Annotated in this window: 12 protein-coding genes and 1 CRISPR repeat array; of the genes, 7 read left to right on the forward strand and 5 right to left on the reverse strand. The window is 66.9% G+C overall.

Translation table 11 applies throughout. The annotated features are described in order from the left end of the window. Positions 1 to 53: 53 nt before the first annotated feature. Together BHE97_RS13535 and BHE97_RS13540 are read left to right on the forward strand one after the other, a co-directional pair. Positions 54 to 1,226 (forward strand): Hsp70 family protein, encoded by a 1,173-nt coding sequence (locus BHE97_RS13535; RefSeq protein WP_170931427.1) that lies wholly within the window; start codon positions 54 to 56, stop codon positions 1,224 to 1,226. Beyond that, the gene (locus BHE97_RS13540) at positions 1,223 to 3,145 is read left to right on the forward strand and encodes a helix-turn-helix transcriptional regulator (RefSeq protein ID WP_087624578.1); all 1,923 of its coding nucleotides are present in this window, start codon (positions 1,223 to 1,225) and stop codon (positions 3,143 to 3,145) included. The genes BHE97_RS13535 and BHE97_RS13540 overlap by 4 nt, the downstream gene beginning before the upstream one ends. Before the next feature lie 23 nt (positions 3,146 to 3,168). Here the strand turns inward: BHE97_RS13540 and BHE97_RS13545 are convergent, their stop codons facing one another. From BHE97_RS13545 to BHE97_RS13555, 3 genes are all read right to left on the reverse strand, one after another. Further along, positions 3,169 to 5,964 carry a LuxR family transcriptional regulator gene (locus tag BHE97_RS13545; protein ID WP_087624579.1) on the reverse strand — a complete coding sequence of 932 codons (2,796 nt, stop codon included), beginning with the start codon at positions 5,962 to 5,964 and terminating at the stop codon, positions 3,169 to 3,171. Between the two features lie 575 nt (positions 5,965 to 6,539). After that, entirely contained in the window at positions 6,540 to 7,055 is a 516-nt protein-coding gene (locus tag BHE97_RS13550; protein ID WP_087624580.1) for a DUF664 domain-containing protein, read from the reverse strand. A gap of 46 nt (positions 7,056 to 7,101) precedes the next feature. Beyond that, complete coding sequence (locus BHE97_RS13555) at positions 7,102 to 7,713, reverse strand: trimeric intracellular cation channel family protein (RefSeq protein WP_236757687.1); 612 nt, start codon at positions 7,711 to 7,713, stop codon at positions 7,102 to 7,104. Between the two features lie 116 nt (positions 7,714 to 7,829). Beyond that, a CRISPR array of direct repeats spans positions 7,830 to 8,837; the repeat unit is 28 nt; unit sequence GGATCATCCCCGCTCGTGCGGGGAGCAC. 195 nt (positions 8,838 to 9,032) lie between these two features. Between BHE97_RS13555 and BHE97_RS13560 the strand changes: the two genes are divergently transcribed. The 5 genes from BHE97_RS13560 (at position 9,033) to BHE97_RS13580 (ending at position 13,158) form a co-directional block, all read left to right on the forward strand. Continuing rightward, a complete protein-coding gene (locus tag BHE97_RS13560; RefSeq protein ID WP_087624581.1) occupies positions 9,033 to 10,163 on the forward strand; it encodes a DUF222 domain-containing protein in 1,131 nt (376 codons plus the stop codon). A 234-nt stretch (positions 10,164 to 10,397) separates the two neighbouring features. Next, the gene (locus tag BHE97_RS13565) at positions 10,398 to 10,967 is read left to right on the forward strand and encodes a DUF1992 domain-containing protein (RefSeq protein WP_087624582.1); all 570 of its coding nucleotides are present in this window, start codon (positions 10,398 to 10,400) and stop codon (positions 10,965 to 10,967) included. Continuing rightward, on the forward strand, positions 10,964 to 11,854 hold the full coding sequence (locus tag BHE97_RS13570; RefSeq protein WP_087624583.1) for a hypothetical protein: 891 nt from the start codon (positions 10,964 to 10,966) through the stop codon (positions 11,852 to 11,854). Before BHE97_RS13565 ends, BHE97_RS13570 begins: the two co-directional genes overlap by 4 nt. 61 nt (positions 11,855 to 11,915) lie before the next feature. Beyond that, on the forward strand, positions 11,916 to 12,524 hold the full coding sequence (locus BHE97_RS13575; RefSeq protein WP_201791444.1) for a hypothetical protein: 609 nt from the start codon (positions 11,916 to 11,918) through the stop codon (positions 12,522 to 12,524). Positions 12,525 to 12,534: 10 nt separating this feature from the next. Further along, on the forward strand, positions 12,535 to 13,158 hold the full coding sequence (locus BHE97_RS13580; RefSeq protein WP_087624701.1) for an MSMEG_1061 family FMN-dependent PPOX-type flavoprotein: 624 nt from the start codon (positions 12,535 to 12,537) through the stop codon (positions 13,156 to 13,158). On the opposite strand, the gene purE is transcribed toward BHE97_RS13580, so the two are convergent. Together purE and BHE97_RS13590 are read right to left on the reverse strand one after the other, a co-directional pair. Continuing rightward, positions 13,149 to 13,646 (reverse strand): 5-(carboxyamino)imidazole ribonucleotide mutase, encoded by a 498-nt coding sequence (purE, locus tag BHE97_RS13585; RefSeq protein WP_087624584.1) that lies wholly within the window; start codon positions 13,644 to 13,646, stop codon positions 13,149 to 13,151. The genes BHE97_RS13580 and purE overlap by 10 nt on opposite strands. Beyond that, positions 13,643 to 14,797: a 5-(carboxyamino)imidazole ribonucleotide synthase gene (locus tag BHE97_RS13590; RefSeq protein ID WP_343286119.1), complete on the reverse strand. Its 1,155-nt coding sequence runs from the start codon at positions 14,795 to 14,797 to the stop codon at positions 13,643 to 13,645. Before BHE97_RS13590 ends, purE begins: the two co-directional genes overlap by 4 nt. Between the last annotated feature and the right edge of the window lie 14 nt (positions 14,798 to 14,811).

A 14,811-nucleotide genomic window follows, 5' to 3' on the forward strand; every position in this document is an offset into this window, starting at 1 on the left:
GAGCACGGGGGTATCGAACGCGACGTTCACGCCAAGCGACCGGGAGCCTTCACATGATTGGTATCGACGTAGGTGCCACCGAAGCCACCCACAGTGACTACAGCACTCTTGCTCACGGCGTCCCCGATGCGCCACCGGATCTCCTGGTGAGGGTCGCCAATGATCGTCCCGCCATCCGCCTCGACACGAACGGATGTGAACTCCGACCGGCCCCCGAGATCTTCGCGGATCTGGTCGCCCACGCAGTTCGACAACGACCCATCGGGGACGTGGCACCTACGGCTGTGGCAGTGCCTGCGTGGTGGACTCCTCGCGTTCTGGATCAGGTCCGAGCCGCGCTCGCGGCACGCGATGTGCGCGTCGCGCTGGTCAACGATGCGGAAGCAGCGGTGGCAGAGCACCGAGCTATGGGACATGACGTCCCGGAGACGGTCGCCGTCCTCAGCGTGAGAGCGGAGTACAGCAGCGTCGCCATCGTCGAGCATTGTCCCGAACAGCCAGTCGCTCGGGCAACGCCCGTATACGTCCACGATGAGGGTGGGACCCGACTCGATGTCGCGATACTGCGGCATCTCGTGGCTGGGCTGGTCGATCTGGGGGATGAGATCGAGGTGGGAAGTCCGGACACGATCGGCGCGGCGCGTGTGGCCCTGCACCGGTGCCGTGAGCTCCGCGAGGCGCTGTCGACGAGCGCCGTCGAGTCAGCCCATATCGATCTCCCTGGGGCCGTGCATCGACTCCGGCTCGTGCGCAGCGAGCTCGATGAGCTCGCTGACCCTTGGATTCGGGCGGTCATCCAGATGACGGACTCGGCGATCACGCAATACGCGGGCCCTGTGGGGGCCGTGATGATCGTCGGTGGTCTCGCGGCGATGCCCATGGTAAGTCAACGGCTTTCAGCCGGACTCGGGCTCGAGGTGATCGTCACGGAGGAGCCCGAATTCATCGTGGCCCGCGGGGCCCGACGGATCGCCGAGAACAACATCACAGCGCGGGGGAGCGAGGGACGGAGATCCTCATTGTGGACCCGGCGTCGCTCTCGTGCCACCGGCAAGCGCCGAAGGGGAGCGCCCACGGCGATAGAGGCGTCGCCGGTCGCCTCTCGGCGGGCCCTGAGGATACCGCCGGGATCACTGGACGAATCCGCTCCCGAACAGTTGGCCGGCCAGTTCGTTCCTGTCGAAGCCAGCGTGCAGGCGACCGGAGATCGGCAGTTCACATCATGACTGTAGACAGCCTTGGCGAGCTCGAGGTCTCTTCGCCCAGCGTCCCGAGCGGTTCGGATGCCGATCACAGGAAACTGCTGCTCCACATCGCGGTGAGCTGTCCCGCGAATGCCGGGGAGATCGCCCGCCGGCTCGGCTACCCGGAGACGGTGATTCGTCGCGCGATCGACGCACTCATCGGCGATGGCATCGTCCATCGGCACGAAGGCACATTGCGGACCACCGCGGCATCCCGCCTGCTCGCCGAGGCCGATCCCGCCGAAATACAGGAGATCCACGAGCTGGTGCTGGCGGAGCTGGAAACCGAACTCCCGCGGCCGACGACGGTGCTCGCACTCGTGGAATCCGGGTGTCGCGACACGGCATTGCTTCATCACGCGGTCCGGACCGTCAACGAGCATCCGGAGGGAGGGGTGGTTCTCGGCGCGCTGACATCCTTGGCGCATTCCCACGGATACGATGACGACGGTGTCTGCTTGCTGCGAGCCTCCGATGCGGCCCGGCGTGGACACACCGACCTCGTTCTGCTGCTCGCCGAGGGCTTGGTCACGGCGAACTCGGCCGAGACCCGACGAAGCGCCGCGTTGCTGGCCGCCGGGGCCCATGTACAGAGTGCCCGGCTGGAGCGCGCGGCGGCTCTCTACCGCCACGTGAGGGAGAGTTCCATCAGCCATGAGGGCGCGTGGGGAGTCCTGACTGCGCTGGGCAGAGGCGATCTCGCTGACGCTCGCCGATGGCGCGAGGAGATGGGTGAGGACGCCCTCACGAGCCACGGCGCGGGTCTCATCGACCTCGCCGACGGGTTGCTCCAGAGCATCGAAGGCGCTGGCGCAGTCGACCGCCTGGCGCGATCACTCTCGGCATTGAGTCCATTCGCTTCGGATGTGGTTCTCCCCGATACCCCGGCGGCCCTCGCGGCCATCGTGGCGATGAGCCAAGGCGAACCCGCCACGGCAGAGGTCCTCCTCGATCGTGCACTTCGCGCGCGGCTCGGGGGAGAAGCGGGAAGACAGCGTCATCTGCTGCTCGCTGCATGGGCCCACATGGTGCAAGGCAGACTCACGGCCACGGATCGCCGTCTCGATTCCCTCGGTTCGGCGGAGACGCTGGGGGATCGCGAGCAAGTGTTCTACTGGGGCCTGCGGGCCGGGTTGGCACGGCGTCGCAGCACTCCGCAGGAGATTCGCACGGCCTGGCGTGAGTTCCGTGATCGCACGCTCGGCTTCAACCTGAGCTTGTACGAGCTGCTGCCGCTGGGGGAGATGATGGTGGTCGCGGCCCCCTTGCACGATGGCGACCGTCTCGATCCTATGGTCACGGAAGCGCTTGCCATCCTCGACGGCCTCGGACACCCCGCTTCCTGGTCGGTGCCCTTGCACTGGTCTGGGGTTCAGGCGGCGTTCCAGAGCGAAGACCCGGCTGCTCTCCTGCCTCACGCCAATGCGCTCGCGACGGCGGCTTCGTACAGCTCCTATGCCGCGATCCTCGCTCGAGCCGGCCGCGTCTGGCTGGATGTCCTGCGGCGGGAAGGCGACCTCGACGCTGTGGAGCTGAGCGTCCGCGAGCTGGCCGCGGCCGGACAGGTGTGGGATGCGTCCCGGCTCGCGAGTCAGGCAGCATTGCAGCATCCTGATCGGGACGGGACACTGGCGATGATGCAGCTGGCCCGTGAGGTGAGTAAGGGTCATCAACAGACTCGACCCACCGCTCCGGGGGCTACGATGTTGACGGCTCGCGAACTCGAGGTGGCACGTCTGGTCCTGGAGGGGCACGGGTATCGGGCCATCGGCGAGCAGCTGTTCATCTCACCGAAAACGGTGGAGCATCACGTGGCAAGGATCCGCAACCGACTCGGGGCCTCCAGTCGCGGCGAACTCCTGGAGATGCTCCATGACATCGTGACATCCGTCGACGGCTGACAACCCGCGGGATTCCGCTCCTGTCAATCCGAGGGTTCGGCTTCACGCAGCAATCGAGCGACCTCGCCACGTGACGTCAGCCGGAGCTTGCGGAGCACATTCGAGACATGTGAGCGCACGGTGGCCACCGAGATCACCATCGACTCGGCGATTTGATTGTTCGACCGTCCATCGGCGAGTTGATCGACGATCTGGCGCTCGCGCTCGGTGAGCGATGCGAGCAAGTGGGCTCCCGGATGCCGCGGGTTATCCTCAGAACTATCGAGTTCGCAACGGATCCTCGCGAGATAGGCCCCCGCACCGATACCTTCAAGCAACGTCACCGCTTGGGTGAGGGCACGCCGACCGTCCTCGGTCGCACCCTGCTCGATCAGGAAGCTGCCGAAATCAGCAAGTGTCAGCGCACGCGGTAGTGCCATTCCACCGGCGGCAACCGCTACATCGTATTGGCGCCGAGCGATCGTCGAGTCGCCGCGGGCATGGGCGAGACGGGCGCGGAGCCAGGCGAGCGAGCCCCAGTACTCCTGCCAACGCACCCCGTGCCACTGGTCCAGGTCTTCGATCAGCGCAGCCGCTTCGTCGAGCTCGCCGAGTTCGATGAGAGCATTGGCACGATAGGTCAGAAAGCCCCGGCGCGTATTGTTCAGCCGATCGACGAAGGGCCCTGAGCTCGCCGCAAGCACAGCTTCCGCGTCACCGGCCGCCCGGGCCGCCTCGCACTCGGCGAGCACCGCGAGGTCCGCCCCGTAGGCCTCCCACGCGATCTGATACTGCAGGCGTGCTTGCTCGAGATGGCGCCCCGGATCACCATTTCCCCGGACCGCCGCGATGAACCCGCGCAAGGCCGCGAAAGCTGGCCGGGTCTCGACATCCAGTACATCGAAGGCGACCTCCTCGGAGAGGTCGATCAGTGCGCTCGCTTCGGCGTAATCCCCGCGGATGACGAGGCAATCGGCGAGGATCAGCCGTGTGGTTCCCGCGGCCCACGGCTCTGCGACTCGGTCCAGTAGCTTGACGCTCCAGCGGGCGAGCCGTAGTCCGTCCTCGAAATGTCCCAGGGCCAACTCCGCGCCGGCGACGGCGACCAGAGCATCGACTTTCATCGGCCCGTCCGGCAGTGCTTCGATACGCTGATGCAATTCGGGCAGGGCCGCGGCCATCTCCTCGAAGGCGAGCATGCGCTGGTCGTGGACCACACGGTAGGCGTCGAGCAGCACGAGGTACTCGCCGGGTGCGACCATCCAGCCGAGACGCGCATCGGAGAGCTCGGAGGGATCTGAGGGGCACTGTTCGAAGAGCTTCCGCGCGTGGTCGATCAGGAAGGGCACCACCGACGGATCCTCCGTGCGCATCGCCATGATGACCACGAAGAAGGAGAGAAACGCGGAGATCACCCGGTCATCGGGATTCTCGGCCGGGCGGGCCAGCAGTTCCATCACACGATTCCGAGGGAATTCCTGGCCCACCTGGTGTGCCGCGAGCACGATCAGGATGAACTCCCGCAAGGCGCTATCGGGGAGCGTCTCGTATTCCTCGGCGAGGTCCAAGATGAGGTAGCCGGTTTTGGCACGGATGTGCACGAGGGCCAGGCTCGTGAGGAGCTCCTGGCGCGCCGGCAGATCGCTGACCAGGCTCAATACGGTGCGTAGTACGTCCGATGCGTTGTCGAAACTGCCACGGTCGAGGGCCTCGGCGACGTAGTAGCGCACCTGCTTGTCCAGTTCGTCGGTCCATTCAGCGGACCCTCCGAGGGCGTGGCGTACTGACCGGTAGCCCGATGTGATCGTGGACAAGGCCCGGGAGACGCTGCGGATGCGATCGGCTTCGATGGTTTCGCGGATGGCCTGCGCCACGAGCGCGTGGCGGGGGATCACTGTGGCACCGAAGCCGGACTCGCTGAGCACCCCGGCGGCACTTGGCTCGGCGAGCTCGATCTCCTCGCCGAGAAGTGCGGCCACTGCGGCGAGGTCAGCCCGCGACATCTCATGGCCGCCCAGACACACGATCTCGGTCGTGGCCCGTGCGGGCGCGCTGAGCGCCCGAAATGCGTGAAGCAGCGGATTCTCGCCCTCGTGGACGGCACGAATCGGAAGGTCCCAGGTCAGGTGCATACGAGACACTTCATCGGGTGTGAGCTGATTGAGGATGGCGTCCAGCCTCAGGAAGGAACCACTCGTGGCCTTGAGGAGCCGCTCACCAGTGCGCACCGACACGCCGGTACCAAGACGATCCGCGGCGAAGGCCCGGATCTGATCGACCGTCAACGGAGCGAGCAGCTGCACCAGGTCATAGGAGTTATCGGCGACCAGCTCGGTCAAGACCTTGCCGAAGGAGTCCTCCTCATGAGGGGTCCGCACAGCGCACGCGAGCAGAACGTGTCGCCGGCGTATCCGCGGCACGACATAGCGCAGGACGCGCTGTGATTCCTTGTCTACCCATTGAGCATCGTCGATGAGCACCACGGCGCCGTCGAGTTCGCTCTCACGAACGCGACGCAGGCATTCGCGAGCCACCGGAATCGGCTGCGTGGTGTGGTCGGGCTCGAAATCCCAGTCCCCGAAGAGCCCACTCGCGGCGAGGCGCTCGATGAAGCTGTAGGACTCGCCCTGTTCAATCTCGTCGGCGTTGACGAAGGAGGCGGCCCACGTGCTGGACTCTCGGGCGGCAGCGCCGATCTCGCGCAGGAGAAAGGTCTTGCCCATGCCGGCCAGGCCCTCGATGACCAGAGTCAAGCCGCCTTGCGCCACCGCCTTCTGCATCACATCAGCGGCGAAACGCCTTCGTTCATGGGCAGGAGAATATGGCGAGTCCCGAAGCATGGCCTTAGACTAACCGCCACCTACGGTGTCCTCACCGGGATCACTCATGGCCAAACAGGGCCATTTCAGGTAGTCCTTCCGGCAACTGCCAACGCATATCGTGCGCCGATAATGTATATTATGTCAACCCATCTGTCTGTTAGACGGCTGCACGGATCGCGACCCTGCGCTGGACGGGCACCAGAGAAGAACTGGTGCACTACCCCATCGGCGGCGGCCCGGTTCACCAAGGATCGCGGGTGAATGGGCGTGAGCCCGGTCGACGTGGCCATGTGCTTGTGAGACCGCGGCTGCATGAGGCGCTGGAGTTCTGGCCTGACCACCGGGCCGGACCACTGTGGTCGGCGGACGGCAGACCGGTGGCGCTCGATGACCTGGAAGCGCCCGACGACCTCCGCGTGAGGTTTCGACGGATGGCAGGGCCGACGACGGGCTGGCACAAGGACGACAACTGCTCACCGCGTTGCGCGGAGCTCTCGCGTCCGGCATCAGCGTCGTCACCGAGCCCTGGTGGGACGGCGAGAACGACCGACTGACCGGTGCCTGGGACGTCTGGCGCGCCAGGTGCCGCAGCGTCAACGACCACCACGGTTCGTGATGATGCCGCGCACGTACGCCGCCTGGCCCGCGTGCTGGAGACCATCGGCGATGACGCTGATCAGCCTGACCGCAAGGGAGGCCGGCGGGTCCCAGCGCTCGTCCACGATCCGACCGAGGTCCTCGTCGCGCAAGGTCGCGATGTAGCGTCGCGTCCGTTCGGTCACTGCCCGGAGGTAGCCCGCCAGAAGATCGGCCGAGGCGACCACGGAGTCGACCTGCTCGCTGCTGTGACCATAACCGGTGTCCTCGACCGGCACGGGAAGGTCGAAGCGCTCATGCCATCCATCGACGATCCATGCTTGAGCCCCGTCGCACGCATCGGCGATGTGATCGTCCTGTACCCGCGCCAAGTGCCAGACCAGCCAGGCGATCGAGTTGTTGCCACCCGGACGCTCCGCGAGCTCGTCTCGCGAGAGATTGCCGAGGGCCTCGGTCGACGTCGACTCGATCCGGTTGAAGGCATCGTCCAGAAGGGCTGCTGTGGTGACCATGTCTCCACGCTACGACCGGCCGCTCCCCCCTGCCATCGGCCGAGCGTCATCGTCGACGTGCGTACGGCGCCGACCATCCTCGCCGCATCGACAGCAGACGTAGGACGAGACAGATCAGTGCGGGTACGACGTAGACGATCCCCACAGCCTCGAAGGCCTCGGCTGCGGTCGTCAGTGCGGCCCCGATGATCGCCGGGATCGCATACAGCTCGCCGCTGAAGACGACGGGCGTACGCCCTGACAGCACATCGCGGACGATGCCGCCGCCCACGGCGGTGAGGACCCCGAGCAACACCGCCGTCGCGGGGGCGATGTCGTGACTCAACGCGGCAATCGTGCCGGTGACGCAGAAAGTCGCGAGACCGACGGCATCGAGCAACATCACGACGCGCTCACGACGCAGTACCCGGTCGTGCTGCCAGAAGATGAGCGCGGCCGCGAGGGTCGCCGTCAACAAACGTTCCCAGCTGCCGATATTGACCGGAGGATTGACGCCGAGCAACACATCGCGGAGAACCCCTCCGCCGAGTCCTGTCATCATCGCAAGAACCACGAGGCCGACGATGTCGAAATCCCGCCGGACCCCGACGAGCGCACCGGTCATGGCGAAGACGAAGATGCCCGAGAACTCCAGCACCGCAAGCACGGTTGCAGTCACCACGACATCGTAGGTGCTCGGCGCTACTCACCTCCCCTCCCCCGGGCCGGATCGGACGCGCATGACGAAAGATGTGGTTCTGTGGTTGCCCTGGCCGCCACCGACGCACATGCGGGGGATCATCCCCGCTCGTGCGGGGAGCACGGCGACGATGGCCTTGGCGTTCTCGGTGATGGCAGGATCATCCCCGCTCGTGCGGGGAGCACCCGGTCACCCTCGCGGGCGCCGATGACGCCGGTGGGATCATCCCCGCTCGTGCGGGGAGCACAATGGTTGTTCTACCCAGAATCCTGGGCAACACGGATCATCCCCGCTCGTGCGGGGAGCACCGACGCATCTGCTGGAGATTGGTCTCGATGATGGGATCATCCCCGCTCGTGCGGGGAGCACTTCATCCTCGACAAGATCCACCCCGACCGAAAGGGATCATCCCCGCTCGTGCGGGGAGCACCACTGGTCGTCACCGCCCACGATGCCCGGGAGGGGATCATCCCCGCTCGTGCGGGGAGCACGTGCGCCTTCACCGATCGTCATCGTCGCCATGCGGATCATCCCCGCTCGTGCGGGGAGCACGCCGCAGGGCAATATCCACGCCGAAGCGGTCACGGATCATCCCCGCTCGTGCGGGGAGCACCGACCTGTGGGCATTGACCCGGGTGATGTTGTCCGGATCATCCCCGCTCGTGCGGGGAGCACGCCATCTCCTCGACGTGCGCGACCTCCTTGCGCGGATCATCCCCGCTCGTGCGGGGAGCACAGGGCCTGGGCCTAGTTGGCTTCGACGAGGAGGGGATCATCCCCGCTCGTGCGGGGAGCACGAACGGTCGCGTTACTGTGCATGCTCTTTCTCCGGATCATCCCCGCTCGTGCGGGGAGCACGTAGTCCTGCCACTGCCAGGCCGAGGAGCCCATGGGATCATCCCCGCTCGTGCGGGGAGCACCGCTCGCCCTGCGTTTCGCGACCGGTGAGTGGGGGATCATCCCCGCTCGTGCGGGGAGCACCGCCCAGAACGCGCCGCCGACGGCGACGATGGGGGATCATCCCCGCTCGTGCGGGGAGCACATTGCGCGGGTCGCGGACGCCCGTTCGGCGGGCGGATCATCCCCGCTCGTGCGGGGAGCACACTTGCTGACCTGGGCAAACATCCGGCGTTCACCGGTTTCAGCATCACTTTTCTACCACGCCCCGATCACTCACGGGACCCGTTTGGGGTGGGTGTGGATGGACGCAGAAAGTGTCAGCAGGTTGCCCTAAAGTGGGAACCAGATCGAACACCAGTTCGACACCAAGAGGTTTCACTGTCAGGGGGTGAACAGAGATGGTCGCAGTACTCAACGAACCCACACCACTGGGTGCGGAGCTTGCCGCGTTGCAGGGGGTGATCGACCGACTCGACCCCCTCGTCCGCGCGGGACTCACTCCCGCCGACGCCCAGCAATTGAGTGCCGCGGTCGGTCGGGTGAAGAACCGGCTCGACGCGTTGACGGTGCGGGCGGCGCGGGTGATCCACGACAGCCGCCTCGCCCGCCGCCACGGCGCCACTTCGACCGGGGACCTGCTCGGCAGGGATCTGGGCAACGACCGTTCTGCCGGAAACCGGCTCCTCGGAGTAGCGAGAGATGTTCCCGAGGAGTCGTTGACTGACCAGGCGCTCTCTTCCGGTGATCTGACGTTGAATCAGGCCCGGATCATCACCGACGGACTCAACAACCTCCCCACCAACACCACACCCGAACAGCGGGCCCTGGCCGAACAGGCCCTGATCGCCGACGCCCGCCGGTTTACGCCCAAGGACCTGCGGGCGCGGGCGGATCGGATCGCGGACCAGTGGGCCGACAAGACCACCGTCGACCGCCACGAATCCGATTTGCTTCAGGAGCGGGAGCAACACGCCTGGGAACAGACGAGACTGTCCATGTGGGCGAACGGGGACGGCACCACCAGTGGCCGGTTCACCATCCCCGACGCGCAGGCCGCCATGCTCAAGACCGTGCTCGACGCGTACGCCTCACCCAGGCGCGCGTCCATGCTCGGACGCGAGATCGACGACTACACCACCCGGGTCGGACAGGGATTCTGTGAACTGATCGAACGCGTCCCCACCGACCGGCTCCCGAACCACGGCGGCAACAACCTCCTCGTCACCGTCAACATGAACCTCGCGGACTTGGAGGGCCGCATCGAGGACGCCGCACCCGGCACCATCACCACCGACGGCACCCGCCTCTCGCCCGGACAGACCCGCCGGCTGGCATGTGACGCGAAGCTACTCCCGCAAGTCTTCGGCGGCGAATCGGTTCCCCTCGACCTCGGACGCGAAGAACGCCTCTTCACCCGATATCAGCGGTTCGCGATCGCCAACCGCGACGGCGGCTGCGCCGCACCCGACTGCGATCGCCCACCCGGAATGGAGCCGTCGCACCACGGGCATAGCCGCGACGGAGTGTGAAGCCCATCATGGCGACAGAACCTGGGCAGACGGAGGAACCACCAACCGTCAAAGACGCCATCCCCATCTGCGCCGAACATCACCGACACATCCACACCGGACACCTCCAATGCCGTCTAAACCCACGAGACGGCACCCCCGAATTCCGCACACCCAGAACCCGACAATGGAAACGCCACCACCGACGGCGACCCAAGCGTGACCGCGGACGTAATCTGGACGCGAGGTGGTTCGATGACGCGTGATGACAGTCGCCAGCGCACGATGCGCTATCGGTCGGGCGAGCAAGCACGGTCCAACTCCCAAGCGGAGCAGAGCGCGTACGAAGCAGCCCGCGAGCGCCGCCTCGAAGCTCAACCCCTATGGATCGACCAGCAGATCCGCTCAGCGATGGAGCGCGGCGAATTCGACGATCTCCCCTACGCCGGCAAGCCTCTCCCCGACCGGCTCCTTCGTGACGACCCGGACTGGTGGGTCAAACAGCTCATCGAACGCGAACAAGTCAGCGGTGTCCTTCCACCGGCACTGCAGCTTCGCAAGGACGATGAAGCCTTGGACGAGCTCCTCGACACCATCTCCTCGGAGCGACGCGTCCGCGAGGAGATCGCGTCATTCAACGCCCGCGTCATCGAGGCCCGACGCCAGCTTCTCGGTGGGCCACCTGTCGTCACGCTCCTACGCGATGTCGAGGCCGAGGTCGCCGGCTGGCGTGAACGCGCCGAAACTCGACGCATCGCCGCACAACGTCGCGACCACGCGGCCTCCACTCCACCCCGGCGTCGACGCTGGCTCCGGCGCTCATGACACTGCGCATCGAGCTCCCCGGCCGCTACGACCTCCACCGCTCCCTGAGTCCCCTGCGACGCGGCCCCTACGACCCGACATTCCGATACCGTGACGACGTTGTCTGGAACGCTGTTCGCACACCAGATGGGCCCGCCACCTTGCGGCTGCGCCAGCTCACCCCCTGCCTCGTGGAGGCCGACGCATGGGGTCCAGGCACCGACTGGGCCGCTGCCCGACTACCCGGCCTACTGGGCGCCGCCGACAACCCGCACAGCTTCACCCCGGCAGACCCGTTCATGGCCGAGCTCCTCCATCGCACACCCGGGCTACGCCTACCCCGGACGTTCAGAGTCCTCGACGCGCTCGTCCCCGCCATCATCGAGCAGAAGGTACTCGGGGTCGACGCGTTCCATGCGTGGGGCCGCATCCTCCGCTACGCAGGAAGCCCCGCGCCAGGCCCGGCCCCCTCAGGGCTCACCGCCCCACCAGACGCCGCCGGTTGGTCCGCGGTCCCCGCCTGGGAATGGCACCGGGCAGGCGTGGGACCACAGCGCTACCGCACCGTCCAAGCGGCAGTCAGGGTCGGAGACCGCCTTCAGCAACTACCGGCCACACGGCTTCCTGCCGCGCTCTCCCCCATCCCCGGCGTCGGCCGCTGGACCATCGCCGAGACGGTCGCGAGAGTCCACGGCGACCCTGACGCCGTGCCCTGGGGCGACTACCATCTCGGACGCCTCGTCGGCACGGCCCTCGCGGGACACATCGTCGATGACGACACCACGATCGCCCGTCTCCTCGCGCCCTACGCTCCCCACCGCTACCGCGCCGTGCGCCTCCTGGCACTCCATGTGCGAGTCCCCCGCCGAGGACCCCGACGAGCCCGCATCGACTACCGCTCGCGATAAGCCCAGACCACCGGTCCTTCCTCGACGAGCGGCACTCCGCCCATCACCGGACACTGGAGACGTGGAGCATCGATTCGTCGGTCATATCGCCGGTATGGGCACCACGTCGGGCACACGCATCGTGGCGGGGGTGTGGGACCAGTCCCCCTTCGGCCGCTTCTGCGACGTGATGGTCGAAGAACCCTCCGGCCATCGGACACTGCTCGCCCCCGATACCGAGATCGCGGACTTCATCGCCGAAACCTATACCTTCGACTCCATCGACATCGCCCCCGTGACGGTCACCGTCGATCACGCGCTCTGGGCCGTCCGGCACCGAGCGCTCACCCTCGACTGGCAGATCGGACGACGGCGCCTCCTCGGCGGCCTGCTGCGCACAGTGCCTGCGCGACTGCGCCACAGCGAGTCCTGGGCACGCGTCATCGACCCAGCGGCACGCCTAGTGCAACCAGGAGTGCGCACCCACGGCACCGCGGGCAACGGACGCGTCGAGTGGTACGCCGCCCACGACCTCCACGTGCTCGTCGCGGCTACCGGCACCTGGCGCGGCGCCTCCCTCGGCACCCTCGCCCCGCTGACCCCGCCGGTGTCCTTCGGATTCTCCTCAGCACCGCGGCGCCCCTCGCTGACCCGGGTGACGAGTGTCATCCGCGATGAGGACAACAGTTAGAGTGCGGACCATGGACGCTCAGATCAGGACCGAGAGCGAGCTGCGCGAGATCCTCGGCGAGCCACACCCCCGTATACGAGACAAAGATCGCGACCGGCTCGACGATGTCCATCGCATCTTCATCGAGTCCTCGCCCTTCTGCCTCGTGGCCACGAGTGGCGCCGACGGCAGCTGTGACGTGTCGCCGAAGGGCGACCCGGCCGGCCAGCTCGCCGTCGTGCTCGACGAGAGGCGCCTGGCCCTGGCCGAGCGCCCCGGCAATCGACGTGCCGATGGCTTCGTCAATCTCCTCGCCAATCCGCATATCGGGCTCATCTTCATCATCCCCGGCCGCGGTGACACTCTGCGCGTCAACGGCAGGGCGCGGCTGCTGCGCGCCGCTCCCTACAGCGACCTGCTGGAAGTCAAAGGCCACCGCCCGCAGATCATCTGCGAGGTCGAGGTCGAACAGGTCTTCTTCCACTGCTCCAAGGCGTTCCTGCGTTCTGAGCTCTGGGACCCGCGATCATGGGATCCGCAGAGTATCCCTTCGCGCGCCCACATCGCGCATGCATCGGAACGATCCGACCAGCCCCTCGACGACGTGATCGCGCACTATGAGAGCCCTTCGTACGCGACGGGGCTCTACGCCTGATCGCGCACCGCAGCGCCCTTCGCGCGCGCCGCGTCAGCGAGATCTTCCTGGAACCGGAGCACCCTCTGCGTGAGCTCGCCATCGCCCGCCGCGAGCATGCGGACCGCGAGCAGCCCGGCATTGCGGGCATTGCCGATCGAGACGGTCGCGACAGGAACACCTGCCGGCATCTGCACGATCGAGAGCAGCGAGTCCATGCCATCCAGGTACTTCAGCGGCACGGGCACACCGATGACCGGCAGGGGCGTGACGGCGGCCAGCATGCCCGGGAGGTGGGCCGCTCCCCCGGCCCCCGCGATGATCACCTCGAGGCCGCGGCCGTGAGCCTCGCGCCCATAGGCGAGCATCTCGGTCGGCATCCGGTGAGCCGAGACCACGTCGGCCTCGTAGGCGATGTCGAACTCCGCCAGAGCGTCAGCGGCGGCGCGCATCGTGGGCCAGTCCGAATCCGACCCCATGACGATACCGACGCGTGGTCGTGGGCTCATCGTTCTCCTCCGTCGGTGAGAATCGCGGCGCTGCGACGAGCACGCGCCAGAACATCGTCGAGATCATCGCCCACCGCCGTCACATGGCCGACCTTGCGGCCCGGTCTCACGGACTTGCCGTAGAGGTGGATCCTGACATCCGGCTCGGCGGCCAGGGCGATCGCACGCTGAGCGCGCAGATCGGTGACCCGGCCGCCCAGCACGTTGACCATGACCGCCCACGGCTGACGCGGTCGTGTCGAACCGAGGGGCATGTCCAGCACGGCACGCAGGTGATTCTCGAACTGGCTCGTCGATGCTCCGTCGATGCTCCAATGCCCGGTATTGTGCGGGCGCATCGCGAACTCGTTGACGAGGACCCGCCCGTCCTCGGTCTCGAAGAGCTCGACGGCGAGCATGCCGACGACGTCGAGCCCCTCGGCGACGGTCAACGCGATCCCGCTCGCGGTCTCGGCGAGCTGACCGTCCAGGCCCGGTGCCGGCGCGATGGCCTCGACGCAGATCCCGCCGGACTGCCGCGACTCCACCACGGGATAGGCGACTGTCTCCCCCGACGGACGGCGGGCGATCTGCGCCGACAGCTCACGGGTGAAGGGCACGAGCTCCTCGGCGAGCAGCCGCGCGCCACCCTCGCGCACCGCGGTGAGAGGCTCGTCCACGTCTTCCAGCGTCGCGATCTTCCAGACGCCCTTGCCGTCATAGCCGCCGCGGGTCGTCTTGACGATGAAGGGCCAGCCGATCTCATCGCCGAAGGACCGCAGACGGCCCTGGGCCTCGGCATCAGGCTCCACGAGGCGGAAGCGGGGGCCGGGAACTCCGAGCTCGGCGAGTTTGAGCCGCATGTCGCCCTTGTCCTGGGCGTAGATCAGTGCCTGCGGGCCCGGCCGACAGGCGACTCCCTCGTCCTGCAGAGCCCGTAGATGCGCCGGCGGCACGTGCTCGTGGTCGAAGGTCACCACATCCGCACCCGCCGTGATCCGACGGAGTGTGTCCAGGTCGGTGTAATCCCCCACCGTGTGGTCGACGATCACCTGGGCGGCAGACACATCCGGCCCTTCGGCCAGCAGGCGGATGTCGATCCCCAGTGCGATGGCGGGCTGTTGCATCATCCGGGCGAGTTGTCCGCCACCGATCACAGCGAGTTCAGGCACGGGTATCACCCTAG

This window comes from Aeromicrobium sp. PE09-221 (assembly GCF_002174305.1).
GTDB lineage: Bacteria > Actinomycetota > Actinomycetes > Propionibacteriales > Nocardioidaceae > Aeromicrobium.

Coding starts and splice junctions, on each gene's coding strand:
- BHE97_RS13535 (WP_170931427.1), top strand. CDS start 54: ATGATTGGTATCGACGTAGGTGCCACCGAAGCCACCCACAGTGACTAC.
- BHE97_RS13540 (WP_087624578.1), top strand. CDS start 1,223: ATGACTGTAGACAGCCTTGGCGAGCTCGAGGTCTCTTCGCCCAGCGTC.
- BHE97_RS13545 (WP_087624579.1), bottom strand. CDS start 5,964: ATGCTTCGGGACTCGCCATATTCTCCTGCCCATGAACGAAGGCGTTTC.
- BHE97_RS13550 (WP_087624580.1), bottom strand. CDS start 7,055: ATGGTCACCACAGCAGCCCTTCTGGACGATGCCTTCAACCGGATCGAG.
- BHE97_RS13560 (WP_087624581.1), top strand. CDS start 9,033: ATGGTCGCAGTACTCAACGAACCCACACCACTGGGTGCGGAGCTTGCC.
- BHE97_RS13565 (WP_087624582.1), top strand. CDS start 10,398: ATGACGCGTGATGACAGTCGCCAGCGCACGATGCGCTATCGGTCGGGC.
- BHE97_RS13570 (WP_087624583.1), top strand. CDS start 10,964: ATGACACTGCGCATCGAGCTCCCCGGCCGCTACGACCTCCACCGCTCC.
- BHE97_RS13580 (WP_087624701.1), top strand. CDS start 12,535: ATGGACGCTCAGATCAGGACCGAGAGCGAGCTGCGCGAGATCCTCGGC.
- purE (WP_087624584.1), bottom strand. CDS start 13,646: ATGAGCCCACGACCACGCGTCGGTATCGTCATGGGGTCGGATTCGGAC.